This window comes from Undibacterium sp. FT79W, assembly GCF_014284215.1.
In the GTDB taxonomy this organism is placed as follows: domain Bacteria; phylum Pseudomonadota; class Gammaproteobacteria; order Burkholderiales; family Burkholderiaceae_D; genus Undibacterium; species Undibacterium aquatile.
Genome location: NZ_JACOGB010000001.1, coordinates 197,536 through 213,557, shown reverse-complemented (window position 1 = coordinate 213,557; position 16,022 = coordinate 197,536). Strand labels below are relative to the sequence as shown.

The following is a 16,022-nucleotide window of genomic DNA, read 5'->3' as shown; positions in this document are numbered from 1 at the left end:
CACATAATTAAAAAAGAATGAAGACTATTTCTTTAATCGGTGCGCCAACGGATGTTGGTGCGAGCGTCAGAGGTGCTGGCATGGGGCCAGACGCACTGAGAGTTGCAGGACTCAACGAAGCGCTTGCCGCCCGTCAGTTTAATGTTGTTGATCACGGCAATCTGCACGGCCCGGCCAATCCGTGGCAACAACCAGTCAATGGCTTACGACACCTGAAAGAAGCAATCGACTGGAATCAGGCAGTCTACGATGCGGTCAATCAGGCGTTGATGCAAGGTCATATTCCTATGATGCTGGGTGGCGATCATTGCCTCGCCATCGGCTCGATCAGCGCGGTTGCGGCACATTGCCGACGCGCAGGAAAGAAGCTGCGTGTATTGTGGTTTGATGCGCATGCGGACAGTAATTTATCCACCATCAGCCCGACCGGTAATATTCATGGAATGCCAGTTGCGTGCCTGATGGGGCATGGCCCGCAGGAACTCATCAGTTATGCCGGGCATACTCCTGCGATACAGCCTGCAGATATCCGCCTGATAGGCATTCGCAGTGTGGATGCTGGCGAAAAAAAGTTTATCCACGACATGGGAATGCAGGTATTCGACATGCGCTACATTGATGAATATGGCATGCGCAATGTGATGAGCTCGGCGCTGGCAGATCTGGATGCTGACACGCATCTGCACGTCAGCTTTGACATGGATTGCCTCGACCCTGGTATCGCTCCGGGTGTGGGTACTGCGGTATTGGGAGGCCCGACCTACCGTGAAGCACAACTGTGTATGGAAATGATTGCAGATACCGGCTTGTTGGCATCACTTGATCTGGTGGAATTAAATCCAGCGCTGGACATTCGCAACCAGACCGCAATTCTCGCAGTCGATCTGATCGAGAGTTTGTTTGGCAAATCAACATTGGTGAGAATGTAGAACCATGTTGTAGCTCTGCACCGTTACAGAAGAACTCAGTTCAAGCCCGATACTACATTGGCATGCACGGTCAAAATAAAAAATCCCCGCTGAATAACGGGGATTTTTTTTCGTTCATCAACTGCTACGATTACTCTACCGCTTTCACCATATCTTCAATGACCTTTTTAGCGTCACCGAACACCATCATGGTCTTGTCCATGTAGAACAATTCATTGTCCAAACCAGCATAGCCGGACGCCATAGAGCGTTTATTCACGATGATGGTTTTTGCTTTGTAGGCCTCAAGAATTGGCATACCTGCGATCGGCGATTTTGGATCTTTTGCTGCAGGATTGACGACGTCGTTAGCACCGAGTACCAGCACGACGTCTGCCTGACCAAATTCGCTATTGATATCTTCCATCTCAAACACCTGGTCGTATGGTACTTCCGCTTCTGCCAGCAGCACATTCATGTGTCCAGGCATACGCCCTGCTACAGGATGAATTGCATATTTTACGGTAATGCCTTTGTGCGTCAGTTTCTCAGTCAACTCTTTCAGCGCATGCTGAGCGCGTGCCACGGCAAGACCGTAGCCTGGAACAATAATGACTGTTTCCGCATTTCCCAACAAAAACGCAACGTCGTCAGCGGAACCGGATTTCACGTTCCGTTGTGCCTGCCCACCGGCAGCAGCCTCGGCGGGCGCGCCACCAAAACCACCAAGAATCACATTAAAGAAGGAGCGGTTCATTGCCTTACACATGATGTAAGAAAGAATCGCACCAGATGAGCCAACTAATGAACCGGCGATAATCAGCATTGAGTTATTCAGGGAGAAACCGATCCCTGCAGCAGCCCAGCCTGAATAACTATTCAGCATGGAGACCACGACTGGCATGTCGGCACCACCGATAGGAATGATGATCAGCACACCCAATACAAATGCGATCAGCGCCATCAACACAAACGGTATCCATGCCGGTTCTGTACCAGGCGCAAAGCAGAAGATCAGTCCGAGCCCGACCATCGTGATCGCTAGGATCAGATTCAAAAAGTGTTGTCCTGTAAAACTGACAGGTGCGCCCTGAAACAAGCGGAACTTATATTTACCCGACAATTTACCAAACGCAATCACGGAACCTGAGAACGTGATCGCACCAACAAACGTACCGATAAATAACTCAAGACGATTACCGAAAGGAATCGCAACATCACGTGTCGTGATGTTGAAAATCCATGGTTCTGCAACGACCGCCACGGCAATACATACTGCCGCTAAACCGATCAGTGAATGCATTGCTGCAACCAGCTCTGGCATCTTGGTCATTTCGACCCGTTTTGCCAATGTAGCGCCAATGCCGCCACCGACAATCACCCCCAGTGCGACGAGACCATAACCTAAGCCACCACCTGCTGCTTCGGTTTTCAGCTTAACGATCAAGGCAATGGTCGTAGCGACAGCGACGGCCATTCCCATCATGCCGAAAGCGTTACCACGTCTAGCCGTCGATGGATGCGACAAACCTTTTAACGCTTGAATAAAACAAACAGATGCAATCAGATAGAGCATCGTGACCAGATTCATGCTCATTATTTGCTCTCCTTACTGGCGTTGGTCGGCGTTGCCTTAGGTTCCTTCTTCTTAAACATTTCCAGCATTCTCTGGGTAACCAGAAATCCGCCGAACACGTTCACAGCAGCCAGCGCCACCGCAACGGTTCCCATGACTTGTGCCAGCAAACCTTCAGTCAGTCCTGCTGCCAGCATGGCGCCAACGATGATGATGGCAGAAATCGCATTAGTCACGGCCATTAATGGCGTGTGCAATGCGGGAGTAACCGTCCACACCACGTGATAACCGACATAAATTGCCAGTACAAAAATGATGAGGTTGGTTAGGGTATGACTTACTTCCATGATGTCCTCTCTGTAGTATGGATTAAGACATGCAAAAGCAGACGATACTGTCGCGAGGAGTAACCAGTCTGAAAATTTTACAGATTCAGTCCAGATGCTGCCTCGCCAATATTGCCTCAATACTCTTTCAGACTGGTGATCTGGTTTTTTGCGTTCACAAATACCACATTCGGTTTGTGATGACGCGCTTCCTCTTCTGTCATCGGCGCGTATGTACAGATAATCATCAAATCACCCAGTTGCACCTTGCGGGCTGCAGCGCCATTCAGGGAAATCTCGCCACTTCCACGTTTACCTTTGATGGCATAGGTGGAAAAGCGCTCACCATTATTGACGTTATACAGCTCGATCTGTTCGTTCTCGATGATATTCGCGGCGTCGAGCAGATCTTCATCAATTCCACATGAACCTTCGTAGTGGAGATCGCACTGGGTCACAGATGCGCGATGAATTTTGGCGCGGAGCATATTTCTTTGCATGGTATTTCTACTTTCTATTGCTTGTTACAAAAAACTTAAAATCTGTTTTATTTCTTCAGTACCTCACCGCCCGCACAAACCAGAGTTGCTGCAACGATTTCATCTTCACGATTAATCGCCAGTCCGGCATCTTTGTCGATAATTAATTTCAGAAAATCCAACACGTTGCGTGCATACAAGGCAGACGCATCTGCCGCAACCAGGGTCGCCAGATTCGGTTCGCCGATAATGTGTACACCATATTTAGTGACTGTTTTGTTCAATTCAGACAAAGGACAATTACCACCTTGCTCCACCGCCATGTCGACGATGACCGATCCTGGTTTCATCGTTTTGACAGTTTCTTCCGAAATCAAAACCGGTGCTTTCCTTCCCGGGATCAGTGCGGTCGTAATGATAATATCTGCCTGTTTGGCTCGTTCATGAACCAGTGCCGCCTGACGCGCCATCCAGGCGGCTGGCATAGGGCGCGCATAACCACCAACGCCCTTGGCAATTTCCCGCTCTTCATCTGTCTCGTACGGTACATCAATGAATTTTGCACCGAGCGATTCGACCTGCTCTTTAACGGGCGGTCTGACGTCGGATGCTTCAATCACTGCACCCAGACGCTTGGCCGTCGCAATTGCCTGCAAACCGGCAACACCGACGCCCATGATTAAAACGCGTGCCGCTTTCACTGTTCCAGCTGCGGTCATCAGCATAGGCATGAAGCGCTGATAAGTATTCGCAGCCAACATCACTGCTTTATAACCAGCAATGTTTGCCTGAGAAGACAGCACGTCGAGTGACTGCGCACGGGTAATGCGCGGTGCCGCTTCCAGAGCGAATGCATTCAGACCGTGTGCGGCCATCACTGCAATATTTTCAGTATCGAAAGGATTCAGCATGCCCACTAACGTTGTACCGGACTTGATCAAAGTCCGTTCGTCAGCATCCGGGGCACGCACTTTCAGCACCAGTTCAGCGCCAAATGCGTCGGCAGCAGAACCAATTTGAGCTCCTGCTGCTTGATAAGCTTCATCAGTGATACTCGAGGCCACGCCAGCACCAGACTGCACAATCACCTGATGTTTTGCAGCTACGTACTTCTTAATGGTTTCCGGAGTTGCCGCAACACGCGTCTCTCCGGGCCGAGTCTCGGCGGGGATGCCGATTTTCATAGATTTGCTCCCTGACTAAGTAAATAAAATCTTTTTATGCTTATCGCAAACATGCAAGCGATTACATGCTTGCTGTATCTGACTTCGGTCCGTTCAGAACATGAATACCGATCTGATCCAAACAGTGCTATCCGGCGATGGCAGGTACCGGATTCAATCTAACAACAGCCTCAAAACAGCAGCAAGTATCTGATGCAAAAATCAACAATGCTTACCAGATTCTTACATTTAATAATAGGCAACGATATTACACGCAAAATGTTTTTTAGAACAACCGTTCGTTTTTGTGGCTTTCTACTATTTTCCCTTTCACCACAAATATGCTATGCGAGACAAGCGCCGCCAATTTCCCCCGTTTTATCCCGTAAGAGCGGCGGATTATAAAAAAAGTCCGCCAGAGATGCGTCGGGCGACCCGCAAGTATATCGACAGACGACACAAACGCCCGTGGCAAAGTAAAATGTCGGACTTATTGAGAAAAGCTATGTCAACTATCTGGAAACCATCCGTCACAGTCGCCGCCATCATCGAGCGTAACAAACGCTTTTTAATGGTGGAAGAAGAAACAAACGAAGGCATTCGCATTAACCAGCCCGCCGGCCATCTGGACCCGAATGAATCACTTGAACAAGCGGTGATACGGGAAACGCTGGAAGAAACAGCACACGACTTCACACCCACGGCGCTGATCGGTACTTATCTATCACGCTACACATCTCCTAAAACCGGAGAAGACGTCACTTATTTACGTTTCGCGTTCACGGGAGAAGTCGGGCAGCAACATGATCGCGCTCTGGACACAGGCATCCTGCGATCTATGTGGATGAGTTACAACGAAATACTGAATGCAGAACATCTCCATCGCAGTCCGCTGGTGTTGCAATGTATCGATGATTATTTACGAGGAAAGCGTGCTCCGCTGTCCTTACTGTTTACACACCCGAGCGTATTATGAGTAAAAAACGAGTAGTGATAGGTATGTCTGGTGGCGTTGATTCATCTGTATCTGCATGGCTTCTAAAAGAACAAGGCTATGAAGTCATCGGTCTTTTTATGAAAAACTGGGAAGATGACGATGACTCAGAATATTGCTCCACCCGCGAAGACTGGATAGATGCAGTCAGCGTCGCCGATGTCGTTGGCGTCGATATAGAAGCAGTCAATTTTGCCAGTGAATATAAAGATCGCGTGTTTGCTGAATTTTTACGCGAATATCAGGCCGGACGCACACCAAACCCAGATGTGTTGTGCAATGCTGAAATCAAATTTAAAGCATTTCTGGATCACGCAATGAAGCTGGGCGCCGACTATATCGCAACTGGACACTATGCACGTGTGAGGGAAGTCAATGGCGAATTTCAGTTATTGAAAGCCTTGGATGCCAGCAAAGATCAAAGCTATTTTTTGCACAGGTTAAATCAAAAGCAGCTCGCCAATACCTTATTTCCTTTAGGTGAAATTCATAAAACTGAAGTCCGGAAAATTGCCGAGCAATTGCAATTACCAAATGCGAAAAAGAAAGATTCGACCGGAATTTGCTTTATCGGCGAACGTCCTTTCCGTGAATTTCTGAATCGTTATCTGTCTTATAAACCGGGAGCGATTAAAACGCCTGAAGGTGAAACAATAGGACAACACGTCGGTTTGAGTTTTTATACCTTAGGACAACGCAAAGGCATAGGCATCGGCGGCATCAAGTCTCATCAGAATGCCGATGGCAGCAGCGATGCGTGGTATGTCGCAAGAAAAGATGTGGCAGAAAATACGCTGTATGCAGTACAAGGTCATGATCATCCGTGGCTGCTGTCTTCTGCACTCGATGCAACGCAGGTAAGCTGGGTAGCAGGCCGCGCTCCTGAAGTCGGCCAGTTATCAGCAAAAACACGCTATCGTCAACCCGACGTCAGTTGTAATTTCTCCGGAGATAATGAGCAATTCCATCTGCATTTCGATCAGGCACAATGGGCGGTTACGCCGGGGCAATCTGCCGTTTTGTATGATGGTGACATCTGTCTCGGCGGAGGTATTATTCATTCTGCAAGCGCAGAAAAATGAATTTTGCGGAACTGAAAATTTGCGACAAAAAACAATGAATGACCGGTTCCGGCAAGATTAATCTAAATTTTATTTAAGATTTTCTTCGTTAAATTGAATAATCACGATTATTTGATACGTTTTGTCGCTTTACAATTCAATTTAATGAAATTACATTTACATTTTTCTCACACTGGAAACGCCAGCAAATCATGAATCATCCTGATACGCAAGTCCTGGGCGGCACCGTCAATGCGCGGATAGGCAAGGTATATATGAGCCTGTCTAAAGCACATAAAAAAGCTGCGGATTATGTACTGTCGAATGTATTCCGGTCGGCGACGATGTCAATCGACGAGCTTGCGAATGCGGTTGGTATTTCCGTTGCAACGGCCAACCGGTTTGCCCGCGCACTGGGATTTGACGGATATCCGCAATTCCGTGCGGAACTTGTATGTGGCTTTGAGGCCATGCTCGCCCCGATTGACAACCTGCGTAGCGAAGTCCAACGACCAGCGACCAGTACCGAAATTATTGCGGGTTCTCTCAACGAAGATCTGGCCAATCTGGAAGCCACCCGTCGCGGTCTCGATCCTGCACTATGTAATCAGGCCGTCAAAATGATCCTGAATGCCGAGCGCATTTATATCATTGGTTACGGTGCCAGCGCCTTTCTGGCAGGGCTGATGGCGCACAGTCTTGATCCATTCTGCAATACCGTGCAATCGACCATCGGCACCGGCGGCCCTTCCACGGTAGCCCGGCAATTGTTCAAATACACTTCGCGTGACCTGGTGATCGGCATTTCTTTTCCACGCTATGCAGAAGATGCTGTGACCATTTTGCGGCAACTGAATGAGAAAAAAGTACCAGTACTGGCACTCACTGATGCGCCAAGCTCACCACTGGCTGCTCTGGCAAATATCACTCTGTATGCGCAGACCCGACGCCATTTTTCGCCGAACTCTGAAGGTGCCGCACTCTGCCTGATAGAAGCGATATGCAGCGCCGTCGCACATCAGGCAAAAGCACCGGTACATGCCGCGTCAGAAATGACAAAGTTTGTAATGCCATGGTTATACCAAGAGTCAAATACAGGCGTACGTAAATCGTCGCCAGATCTGACTGTGATCGATGCTGATCGACCGGCATAAATAACGTTTCTGTCCATTCTAAAATTCATAAAAAAACCTCAAAGCAAATTTTTCCTTGAGGTTTTTTTACAGATGGAGATAAAGCTGAAAATCAGGATCGGATAATGTAGTCAAAGGCAGCCAATGAAGCCTTAGCGCCTTCGCCAACAGCAATCACTATTTGCTTGTATGGCACCGTGGTCACATCGCCAGCGGCAAAAACACCAGCTAAAGAAGTTTGCCCACGCGCATCGATTTCAATTTCACCGTGACGGGATAATGTCAGACTGCCTTTCAACCATTCCGTATTTGGCACCAGACCAATCTGAACGAAAATACCTTCGAGTTCAACATTTTTCAACTCGCCACTGACAAGATCTTTGTAGCTCAGCGCATTCACCTTCGTCCCATCACCATGCACTTCCGTTGTTTGCGCCTGAGTAATCACCGTTACATTGGTCAGACTACGCAATTTACGCTGCAATACTTCATCGGCACGTAACTCTGCACCAAATTCCAGCAAAGTGACGTGACTGACGATGCCAGCCAGGTCAATTGCTGCTTCAACTCCGGAATTGCCACCACCGATGACGGCGACACGTTTTCCTTTAAATAAAGGACCGTCGCAGTGCGGACAGTAAGCAACACCATGGTTACGGTATTCACGTTCACCGGGAACATTGATTTCACGCCAACGTGCACCGGTCGCTAAAATGACCGCTTTGGCTTTCAGCGTTGCACCACTGGCCAACTGAATTTCATTGACACCGTCTTTATGCGTGAGCTTCTCAGCTCGCTGCAAATTCATAATATCGACATCATAAGTCTTCACGTGCTGTTCCAGTGCCGCCGCAAACTTTGGACCTTCTGTCTCGGTAACGGAAATAAAATTCTCAATCGACATCGTGTCGAGAACCTGACCGCCAAAGCGTTCAGCCACCACACCAGTACGAATTCCTTTACGGGCAGCATAGATCGCCGCAGCCGCACCTGCCGGACCACCGCCGACGATCAGCACGTCATAAGGTGCTTTCGCATCCAGTTTTTCAGCAGCACGCTGCACAGAACCAGTATCGAGTTTAGCCAGAATCTCTTCGATGGACATACGTCCCTGACCGAATACCTGACCATTCAGATAGACGGTTGGCACCGCCATAATCTGGCGTTGTTCAACTTCAACCTGAAACAAAGCGCCGTCGATCGTGACCGATTGCACTCGTGGGTTCAATACCGCCATCAGATTCAGCGACTGCACAACTTCCGGACAATTCTGGCAAGTCAGAGAAATATAGGTCTCAAAACGAAAATCGCCATCGAGATTTTTGATCTGCTCAATCACATCTGCGTCAACTTTAGGCGGATGACCGCCTGCCTGCAGTAAAGCAAGCACCAGAGATGTGAACTCGTGCCCCATCGGAATACCGGCGAAACGCAGGTTAATGTCATGCCCCGGTGAAGTAATCGCAAATGACGGCTTACGCTCATTATCATCAGTATTTTCAGACAGGCTGATTTTGTCAGACAACTCAGCAATTTCACGCAGCAAGGCTTGCATTTCTTTTGCCTTCTCGCTGTCATCAAGCGAGGCCAGCAACTGAATCGGACGCGTCAGTTTTTCGAGGTATGCTTTTAATTGCGTTTTGAGAGTCGTGTCTAACATGATGCCTTCTTTCTGATACTGTTGAATTCATCTTCCCGGCATCAATCACCGGGAAGATGCGAAATACTACTTAGATCTTGCCAACCAGATCTAGGGATGGAGTCAATGTTTCCGCGCCTGGTGTCCATTTCGCTGGGCAAACTTCACCTGGGTGATTTGCAACGTATTGTGCGGCCTGAACTTTACGCAGCAATTCTTTCGCGTCGCGGCCAATCCCGTTGTCGTGTACTTCCATAACTTTGATTTCGCCAGCTGGGTTCACAACGAATGTACCGCGCAGTGCCAGACCTTCTTCTTCGATCAGCACTTCAAAATTGCGGGAAATCGCCAGTGTTGGATCGCCCAGCATTGGGTAAGTGATTTTGCCGATAGTGTCAGAAGTGTCGTGCCACGCTTTGTGGGTGAAATGTGTATCTGTAGAAACGCTGTAGATTTCAACGCCCAGTTTTTTGAATTCTTCGTAGTGATCCGCCAGATCGCCTAATTCAGTTGGACAAACAAAAGTGAAGTCTGCTGGATAAAATACAAAAACAGACCATTTGCCAGCCAGATCTTCGCTGGAAACCGGAACAAATTTGCCATTGTGGTAAGCGGTAGTTTTAAATGGCTTTACAGTAGTATTAATCAGTGACATGGTAATTTCCTTTGTTGTTGAAACAGGTGTTAAGTGATGAGTTCAAATGATAAAACGTTTTTCCATATTTAAATAGCTAATTAATTTTATTGAACTCATTAATTTTAGCTATCATCGATAGTATACCTCACTATTCTTAAATCGATATGCCATGCGCTGAGATAAGCAGGCCACACAATCAAAACGATTTATCATGATCGCATCGTCATCTGTCCAAAGACAAGATCCGTTTCCCGACATCAGCATCACACCCAACAACATAGCGCTATAAGGAACGATGATCAACGTCGTGCTAACGAAATAATAATTGTTATCTTGAATCTACAAAGCATTCGATTTCTTATTGTGCAACGTTATAATTCCCGACCACCTCATCACAAGGAATATCTATCGTGTCAGACCGACTTGCCGTTCTTCCTCAATACCTTTTACCTAAACGGGCTCTGACCGTATTTGCCGGAAAAATTGCGAATGCCAAGGCAGGTAAGCTGACCACTCACCTGATCGAATGGTTTGTGGACAAATATCAGGTCGACATGAGTGAGGCAGCCGATCCGGATGTCGCCAGTTACACCAGCTTTAACGAATTCTTTACGCGACCTTTGAAGAGCGGTATCAGACCATTGGCAAACAGCGATTTGATTTGTCCTGTCGATGGTGCAATCAGTCAATTCGGCCCGATAGCCAAAGGGCAAATTTTCCAGGCAAAAGGACATGATTATTCAGCGACGGCATTGCTTGGTGGAGATAGCAAGGCTGCCGCCCAGTTTCACGATGGCAGTTTCGCGACCATTTATCTGAGCCCGCGCGATTATCACCGCATACACATGCCTTGCGATGGAAAGCTGACCCGCATGATTTATGTGCCGGGTAATTTATTCTCCGTCAATCCGACAACTGCCCGCGGTGTTCCAGGCTTATTTGCACGAAATGAACGCGTTGTATGCTTTTTTGAATCTGCTGCAGGTCCATTTGTATTAACCCTCGTCGGAGCGACGATCGTTGGCAGCATGGCTACCGTCTGGCATGGCATTGTGAATCCGCCGCGCACTAAAAATATCGTCGAATGGGACTACACCAAAGACAACATCGTCCTGAAAAAGGGCGAAGAAATGGGGCGCTTCATGCTGGGATCAACGGTGGTATTACTTTTTCCTCATAACACGCTGGCATTTAATTCTTCGTGGACTGCAGCAAAGCCCGTGCGCATGGGAGAAGCCATGGGAAGTCGTCCGTAAGGCTGATGCCCCTCCACTCACCAGACAAAGCCTGCAATTCGATATTGCAGGCTTTTTTTATTGCGCGAACGCAAGCAATTACATTCAGAGACATCTGCATACTAAAAAATTCTTGCCAATCTCATTTATTTGCATAATAATCTAAATAAGAATTGTTCTCACTTAGATTTATAGGAAAGCAAAATGGCTGAATTTAATACGCAACAGATGTTCGTCTCAGACACGTCGGCAAAGGCGCAACTTCAGCCTGTCGCACGCAAAACGGTTCCTCGGTTAAGCAGCAGGGATCTGATGCAGTCCTCCCGAGAACTCGAAATTGATCACGAAGGACGCATTTATCGCCTGCGGATAACACAGTTAAACAAATTGATTCTGACAGCCTAAGCCGTCATTGATTTCACAGGTAGCCAGCCAATCAGGGTTCAGCCAGTCCGATCCGGTTTCTCACTGAGGAAAACACTATGTCGATTCACTATGAAATGCATTCTGAGTTATCAACACCGCCATCAAAAGCATCGACGCCGGAAATATTGGTTTCCGCTGTTCTGCATCTGATGTCGCATTACACCGTGAACTCAGTCAATGCAGAAGGCGAAGCTGCCTGCGTCAAATTGGCATCCGTGATTGAAAAACATCTGCAAGCCTTGTCTGAATTACCTGAATTAGCACCGGTGTTGCGGGCAACCTGCCAGCAATTATCGGAACAATGGGCAACATTAGTTGATCGCAATTTATGTCAGCCAAGAAAACCAAAACGCTTTTCCTGGCTGATGTGAAAAGCGTGTAGTTATTAAAGTAAAGAAAAGAGCGAGGGAGCTATGATTGTTTGTGTTTGCAACAATGTCTCTGAAAAAAAGATTCATCACGCAGTCGATACCGGGATGAGCACCATGTCTGATTTACGAGCTCATCTGAACGTCGGTACTTGCTGCGGTAAATGTGCTGGCTGCGCGCGACAAGTGCTGCGCGAATGCATCGCCAAGAAAGAATCGAGAGAACATGAAGTGCAGTTATTTTTACATAAACTGGGCTTTCAGAATAACGAGATACCAGCATGAATACACACTTCTACCCTACGTATGGCAATGAAGAAAAAGCGCTGAGCCGCTCACGCATTTTGTCATTTTCGGTCATAGTCCTCGCGCATCTGGGTCTGGCATACGCGCTACAACATGGCTTGATTTCTAAAGTGACCCAATTGCTGCCACGTGAAGTTGTCATGACCTTAATACAGCCGGAAACGCCTGTACCGGAACAAACAAAACCGCAAATTGTTCAGAGCAAAAAGACGCTCACTCCGGTTACGACAGAAGTAATGCCACCTAAAACTCCTATCGTCACTCCGAATAACGTCCCGAATGAACAGGCGATTGTTGCAGCGGCAACTGAAGCACCGGTTGCCAGTGCAAAAACGGAAGTAACGACGCAGGCACCGACCGGGGCACCTTCCCCGACAGCAATCAAGACTGTCAGCGCTGTTGAATATATACGCGCACCCAAAGCAGAGTATCCGCGCGTATCCAGACGCATGGGCGAAGAAGGTAAAGTAACCTTACGCGTATTGGTCAATGAGAAAGGATATGCTGAAAAGGTCGACATTCAGAAATCATCCGGTTTCCAACGTCTGGACGAAGCGGCGCGTCATGCCTTGATGCAAGCCATCTTCAAGCCCTATCTCGAAGATGGAAGGGCTCTGGCGATGATTGCAACCGCGACCATTAATTTTTCTCTGGACGTATAACCAGATTTCACAATCGATTTTTTTTATTTCGATTGAGCAGTAAGTTGCTATGATAGGAGCACTTCACTCTTCACCACTGTCGAAAGGATTCATGATGAAAGGCGATGCGAAAGTCATCAAGCTGCTCAATGCGCAACTGACCAATGAATTAAGCGCGATTAACCAGTATTTTTTACATGCACGCATGTACAAACACTGGGGACTGGAAAAAATTGCGAAGAAAGAGTACGAAGAGTCCATCGGCGAAATGAAACATGCTGACAAGCTGATCGACCGCATACTGATGCTTGGCGGCTTGCCGAATCTTCAGGCGCTGCATAAGCTGATGATAGGTGAAGACACACCTGAGATGCTGGCGTGCGATCTGAAGCTTGAGCAGGCCGCGCAAAAGACTGTAAAAGAAGGTATTGCCGTATCAGAAACTTGTGCCGACTATGTTTCCCGCGATTTATTTCAAATGATCCTGGAAGATACCGAAGAACATATAGACTGGCTGGAAACGCAGATAGAGTTGATCGAAAAAATTGGCGTACAAAATTATTTGCAGTCGCAACTCAGCAGCGAAGAATAAACAAAAAGGATGATGCTCACCACATCATCCTTTTTTTTCCGTCTTTCTTTTTGAAATTACTGCGGCACCGTGTCTTTAAAAGACTGGCGCTCCGATAATTTATCAAACAATTTTGCGAGGTTAGGATATTCATCGCGCCATGAGATTTCCGGGAAACGGAAACTGAGCCAGCCCAACAGGCAGGCAACACTGATGTCTGCTAAGGTTAAACGACTGCCAGAGCAAAAAGGCATGTCGCCCAGCCCCAAAGAAATCGCTTTTAAACCAGCATTGACCTTATTCATCTGGCGATTGATCCAGTCTTCACTTTGTTGTTCTTGTGGACGTAATGTTTTTTCCAGTCGCACCAGAATTGCGGCGTCCAGAATACCATCTGCCAAGGCTTCCCAGCATTTCACTTCGGCCCGTTCACGTCCCAGTGAGGGAATCAAGCGACCAACCGGTGTCAAGGTATCGAGATATTCAACGATGACGCGTGAGTCAAACATCGCACCGCCATCCTCCATTAACAGACAGGGAACTTTGCCCAGAGGGTTAGACTCCTGAATCGTCGTATCTTCTGCCCACACATTTTCTAGTAAAAAGGCGTAATCCAATTTTTTTTCCGCCATCACAACGCGGACTTTTCTTACGTAAGGACTGGTAGTGGAGCCAATGAGTTTCATAGTTTTTGCATGGTTAATTAAGTCGGGATTATAACGGTTAAGCACATTATTTCCACCTGCCCCGACAAGCGATCTGGCTTTACACAAGGGAGCGATACCCGGTTACAAGCCGCCTCACAATGGTAAAATCTCGTATTCAGTGCAAAAATCTTCGATAGTCTGTAATTTATCTCAGGTTTCGTTACTCACCGGCAAATTTCACATAATTTGTAAAATCGTTGTTTTTTGCGTAAGCATTTTCTATTGACCTCCACATATATCTCCATCATGCCCCTCTCTTCACTCTCAGCCCTCTCCCCTCTTGATGGCCGCTATGCAGTTAAAGTTGATGCTTTGCGCACAACCCTGTCCGAAGCTGGTTTTATGCATCACCGTGTCAAAGTTGAAGTTTCGTGGCTGCAGGCTTTAGCAGAAGCAGGCTTCGATGAAATCAAACCTTTCTCTGATGATGCCAAGGCCTTATTGAACAAACTGGTCGCTGAATTTTCAGAAGCCGACGCGCAACGCATCAAAGATATTGAAGCGGTCACAAATCACGACGTCAAAGCAGTCGAATACTGGTTGAAAGAAAAAGTGGCCGGATCGGCAGAACTGGTTGCTGCGAGTGAATTCATACACTTTGCCTGCACTTCCGAAGACATCAACAATACGTCGCACGGCATGATGCTGAAAACCGCGCGTGACAGCGTGATGGTGCCGGCACTGCAAAAAGTGATTGCCCGCCTGACAGAACTGGCGCACACGAATGCGGACGTGCCTATGTTATCGCGTACACATGGCCAACCTGCCAGCCCGACCACACTCGGCAAAGAAATGGCGAATGTCGTGGCTCGTTTGCAGCGTGCGATCAAACGTATCGAACAAGTTGAAATTCTCGGAAAAATGAATGGTGCAGTCGGTAATTACAATGCGCATTTATCTGCCTACCCTGCGTACGACTGGGAAAATTTTTCTAAAAACGTGATCGAGCAACGTCTGGGCCTGACTTATAACCCATACACGATACAAATTGAGCCGCATGATTACATGGCTGAAATGTTTGATGCTTTCGCGCGTGCCAATACCATTTTGCTGGATCTGAACCGCGATATCTGGGGTTACATTTCGGTCGGTTATTTCAAACAAAAAACCAAAGCTGGTGAAATCGGTTCTTCCACTATGCCACACAAAGTGAACCCTATCGATTTTGAAAACTCCGAAGGTAATCTGGGTCTGGCAAATGCGCTGCTGCGTCATCTGTCTGAAAAATTGCCGGTGTCCCGCTGGCAGCGTGATCTGACCGACTCAACTGTGTTGCGCAATATCGGCGTGGCCTTTGGTTACACCTTGCTGGCCTACGATAGCTGCCTGCGCGGGTTAAACAAACTGGAAACTAATCCTGAACGCCTGGCTGCCGATCTGGACGCGACATGGGAAGTGCTGGCAGAACCTGTGCAAACCGTGATGCGCCGTTACGGCATTGAAAATCCATACGAACAGCTCAAAGAACTGACACGCGGCAAAGGGATTTCCAAAGAAGCGCTGCGTGAATTCGTGTTGACTCTGGCGATTCCTCAGGACGCCAAAGACTTGTTGCTGGCGATGACACCGGCGAACTATATCGGTATCGCAGCAAAATTAGCAAAAGCAATCTAAGCAATTAGATCTTTCTGCATTCCGACAAAAACTGGCGTATCAGCTTTGCTCTGATACGCCAGTTTTTTCTTTTCTCAGCGCATCTCTATACCCACTGGAATTTGCACTAGCTGTCCGTATCACTTCATAACAGATAACAGTTCCGATATTGCGCTATCCTGTTTTTGATGCGCCTCTGCACACTTTCATTTTTTTTGCTATATTAGTCCTAATGCGAACTAATTTTCAATTTTAAAAG

Annotated in this window: 18 protein-coding genes; 11 read left to right on the top strand and 7 right to left on the bottom strand. The window is 47.6% G+C overall.

Annotated elements, in window-relative coordinates; genetic code table 11:
• The first annotated feature begins 17 nt into the window (after nucleotides 1-17).
• Entirely contained in the window at nucleotides 18-929 is a 912-nt protein-coding gene (rocF, locus tag H8K38_RS00980) for an arginase (RefSeq protein ID WP_186882922.1), read from the top strand.
• Nucleotides 930-1,059: 130 nt separating this feature from the next.
• Here rocF and H8K38_RS00975 read toward each other — a convergent pair whose 3' ends face one another.
• From H8K38_RS00975 to H8K38_RS00960, 4 genes are all read right to left on the bottom strand, one after another.
• Nucleotides 1,060-2,505 (bottom strand): NAD(P)(+) transhydrogenase (Re/Si-specific) subunit beta, encoded by a 1,446-nt coding sequence (locus H8K38_RS00975; RefSeq protein WP_186882921.1) that lies wholly within the window; start codon nucleotides 2,503-2,505, stop codon nucleotides 1,060-1,062.
• A complete protein-coding gene (locus H8K38_RS00970) occupies nucleotides 2,505-2,831 on the bottom strand; it encodes an NAD(P) transhydrogenase subunit alpha (protein ID WP_186882920.1) in 327 nt (108 codons plus the stop codon). Before H8K38_RS00970 ends, H8K38_RS00975 begins: the two co-directional genes overlap by 1 nt.
• 116 nt (nucleotides 2,832-2,947) lie before the next feature.
• On the bottom strand, nucleotides 2,948-3,310 hold the full coding sequence (panD, locus tag H8K38_RS00965) for an aspartate 1-decarboxylase (RefSeq protein ID WP_186882919.1): 363 nt from the start codon (nucleotides 3,308-3,310) through the stop codon (nucleotides 2,948-2,950).
• A 47-nt stretch (nucleotides 3,311-3,357) separates the two neighbouring features.
• Nucleotides 3,358-4,473: a Re/Si-specific NAD(P)(+) transhydrogenase subunit alpha gene (locus H8K38_RS00960; protein ID WP_186882918.1), complete on the bottom strand. Its 1,116-nt coding sequence runs from the start codon at nucleotides 4,471-4,473 to the stop codon at nucleotides 3,358-3,360.
• 484 nt (nucleotides 4,474-4,957) lie between these two features.
• Between H8K38_RS00960 and H8K38_RS00955 the strand changes: the two genes are divergently transcribed.
• The 3 genes from H8K38_RS00955 (at nucleotide 4,958) to H8K38_RS00945 (ending at nucleotide 7,661) form a co-directional block, all read left to right on the top strand.
• Nucleotides 4,958-5,428 (top strand): NUDIX hydrolase, encoded by a 471-nt coding sequence (locus H8K38_RS00955; protein WP_186882917.1) that lies wholly within the window; start codon nucleotides 4,958-4,960, stop codon nucleotides 5,426-5,428.
• Nucleotides 5,425-6,528 (top strand): tRNA 2-thiouridine(34) synthase MnmA, encoded by a 1,104-nt coding sequence (mnmA, locus tag H8K38_RS00950; RefSeq protein WP_186882916.1) that lies wholly within the window; start codon nucleotides 5,425-5,427, stop codon nucleotides 6,526-6,528. The genes H8K38_RS00955 and mnmA overlap by 4 nt, the downstream gene beginning before the upstream one ends.
• A gap of 191 nt (nucleotides 6,529-6,719) precedes the next feature.
• On the top strand, nucleotides 6,720-7,661 hold the full coding sequence (locus H8K38_RS00945) for a MurR/RpiR family transcriptional regulator (protein ID WP_186882915.1): 942 nt from the start codon (nucleotides 6,720-6,722) through the stop codon (nucleotides 7,659-7,661).
• Nucleotides 7,662-7,752: 91 nt separating this feature from the next.
• Here the strand turns inward: H8K38_RS00945 and ahpF are convergent, their stop codons facing one another.
• A complete protein-coding gene (gene ahpF / locus H8K38_RS00940; protein WP_186882914.1) occupies nucleotides 7,753-9,300 on the bottom strand; it encodes an alkyl hydroperoxide reductase subunit F in 1,548 nt (515 codons plus the stop codon).
• A 70-nt stretch (nucleotides 9,301-9,370) separates the two neighbouring features.
• Nucleotides 9,371-9,934 carry an alkyl hydroperoxide reductase subunit C gene (gene ahpC, locus H8K38_RS00935; protein WP_186882913.1) on the bottom strand — a complete coding sequence of 188 codons (564 nt, stop codon included), beginning with the start codon at nucleotides 9,932-9,934 and terminating at the stop codon, nucleotides 9,371-9,373.
• A gap of 392 nt (nucleotides 9,935-10,326) precedes the next feature.
• On the opposite strand from ahpC, the gene asd reads away from it, so the two are divergent.
• From asd to bfr, 6 genes are all read left to right on the top strand, one after another.
• The gene (asd, locus tag H8K38_RS00930; RefSeq protein WP_186882912.1) at nucleotides 10,327-11,172 is read left to right on the top strand and encodes an archaetidylserine decarboxylase; all 846 of its coding nucleotides are present in this window, start codon (nucleotides 10,327-10,329) and stop codon (nucleotides 11,170-11,172) included.
• Between the two features lie 183 nt (nucleotides 11,173-11,355).
• Entirely contained in the window at nucleotides 11,356-11,556 is a 201-nt protein-coding gene (hemP, locus tag H8K38_RS00925; protein ID WP_223826939.1) for a hemin uptake protein HemP, read from the top strand.
• Between the two features lie 77 nt (nucleotides 11,557-11,633).
• Nucleotides 11,634-11,948 (top strand): hypothetical protein, encoded by a 315-nt coding sequence (locus tag H8K38_RS00920; protein ID WP_255422768.1) that lies wholly within the window; start codon nucleotides 11,634-11,636, stop codon nucleotides 11,946-11,948.
• A gap of 42 nt (nucleotides 11,949-11,990) precedes the next feature.
• Nucleotides 11,991-12,230, top strand: coding sequence for a bacterioferritin-associated ferredoxin (locus H8K38_RS00915; protein WP_186882911.1), 240 nt, complete (start codon nucleotides 11,991-11,993; stop codon nucleotides 12,228-12,230).
• Nucleotides 12,227-12,913, top strand: coding sequence for an energy transducer TonB (locus tag H8K38_RS00910; protein WP_186882910.1), 687 nt, complete (start codon nucleotides 12,227-12,229; stop codon nucleotides 12,911-12,913). The genes H8K38_RS00915 and H8K38_RS00910 overlap by 4 nt, the downstream gene beginning before the upstream one ends.
• A 94-nt stretch (nucleotides 12,914-13,007) precedes the next feature.
• On the top strand, nucleotides 13,008-13,484 hold the full coding sequence (gene bfr, locus H8K38_RS00905; protein ID WP_186883322.1) for a bacterioferritin: 477 nt from the start codon (nucleotides 13,008-13,010) through the stop codon (nucleotides 13,482-13,484).
• A 56-nt stretch (nucleotides 13,485-13,540) separates the two neighbouring features.
• On the opposite strand, the gene H8K38_RS00900 is transcribed toward bfr, so the two are convergent.
• Nucleotides 13,541-14,149: a glutathione S-transferase N-terminal domain-containing protein gene (locus H8K38_RS00900; RefSeq protein ID WP_186882909.1), complete on the bottom strand. Its 609-nt coding sequence runs from the start codon at nucleotides 14,147-14,149 to the stop codon at nucleotides 13,541-13,543.
• Nucleotides 14,150-14,416: 267 nt separating this feature from the next.
• On the opposite strand from H8K38_RS00900, the gene purB reads away from it, so the two are divergent.
• On the top strand, nucleotides 14,417-15,784 hold the full coding sequence (gene purB / locus H8K38_RS00895; protein WP_186883321.1) for an adenylosuccinate lyase: 1,368 nt from the start codon (nucleotides 14,417-14,419) through the stop codon (nucleotides 15,782-15,784).
• Nucleotides 15,785-16,022: the final 238 nt, after the last annotated feature.

Coding starts and splice junctions, on each gene's coding strand:
- rocF (WP_186882922.1), top strand. CDS start 18: ATGAAGACTATTTCTTTAATCGGTGCGCCAACGGATGTTGGTGCGAGC.
- H8K38_RS00975 (WP_186882921.1), bottom strand. CDS start 2,505: ATGAGCATGAATCTGGTCACGATGCTCTATCTGATTGCATCTGTTTGT.
- H8K38_RS00970 (WP_186882920.1), bottom strand. CDS start 2,831: ATGGAAGTAAGTCATACCCTAACCAACCTCATCATTTTTGTACTGGCA.
- panD (WP_186882919.1), bottom strand. CDS start 3,310: ATGCAAAGAAATATGCTCCGCGCCAAAATTCATCGCGCATCTGTGACC.
- H8K38_RS00960 (WP_186882918.1), bottom strand. CDS start 4,473: ATGAAAATCGGCATCCCCGCCGAGACTCGGCCCGGAGAGACGCGTGTT.
- H8K38_RS00955 (WP_186882917.1), top strand. CDS start 4,958: ATGTCAACTATCTGGAAACCATCCGTCACAGTCGCCGCCATCATCGAG.
- mnmA (WP_186882916.1), top strand. CDS start 5,425: ATGAGTAAAAAACGAGTAGTGATAGGTATGTCTGGTGGCGTTGATTCA.
- H8K38_RS00945 (WP_186882915.1), top strand. CDS start 6,720: ATGAATCATCCTGATACGCAAGTCCTGGGCGGCACCGTCAATGCGCGG.
- ahpF (WP_186882914.1), bottom strand. CDS start 9,300: ATGTTAGACACGACTCTCAAAACGCAATTAAAAGCATACCTCGAAAAA.
- ahpC (WP_186882913.1), bottom strand. CDS start 9,934: ATGTCACTGATTAATACTACTGTAAAGCCATTTAAAACTACCGCTTAC.
- hemP (WP_223826939.1), top strand. CDS start 11,356: ATGGCTGAATTTAATACGCAACAGATGTTCGTCTCAGACACGTCGGCA.
- H8K38_RS00920 (WP_255422768.1), top strand. CDS start 11,634: ATGTCGATTCACTATGAAATGCATTCTGAGTTATCAACACCGCCATCA.
- H8K38_RS00915 (WP_186882911.1), top strand. CDS start 11,991: ATGATTGTTTGTGTTTGCAACAATGTCTCTGAAAAAAAGATTCATCAC.
- H8K38_RS00910 (WP_186882910.1), top strand. CDS start 12,227: ATGAATACACACTTCTACCCTACGTATGGCAATGAAGAAAAAGCGCTG.
- bfr (WP_186883322.1), top strand. CDS start 13,008: ATGAAAGGCGATGCGAAAGTCATCAAGCTGCTCAATGCGCAACTGACC.
- H8K38_RS00900 (WP_186882909.1), bottom strand. CDS start 14,149: ATGAAACTCATTGGCTCCACTACCAGTCCTTACGTAAGAAAAGTCCGC.
- purB (WP_186883321.1), top strand. CDS start 14,417: ATGCCCCTCTCTTCACTCTCAGCCCTCTCCCCTCTTGATGGCCGCTAT.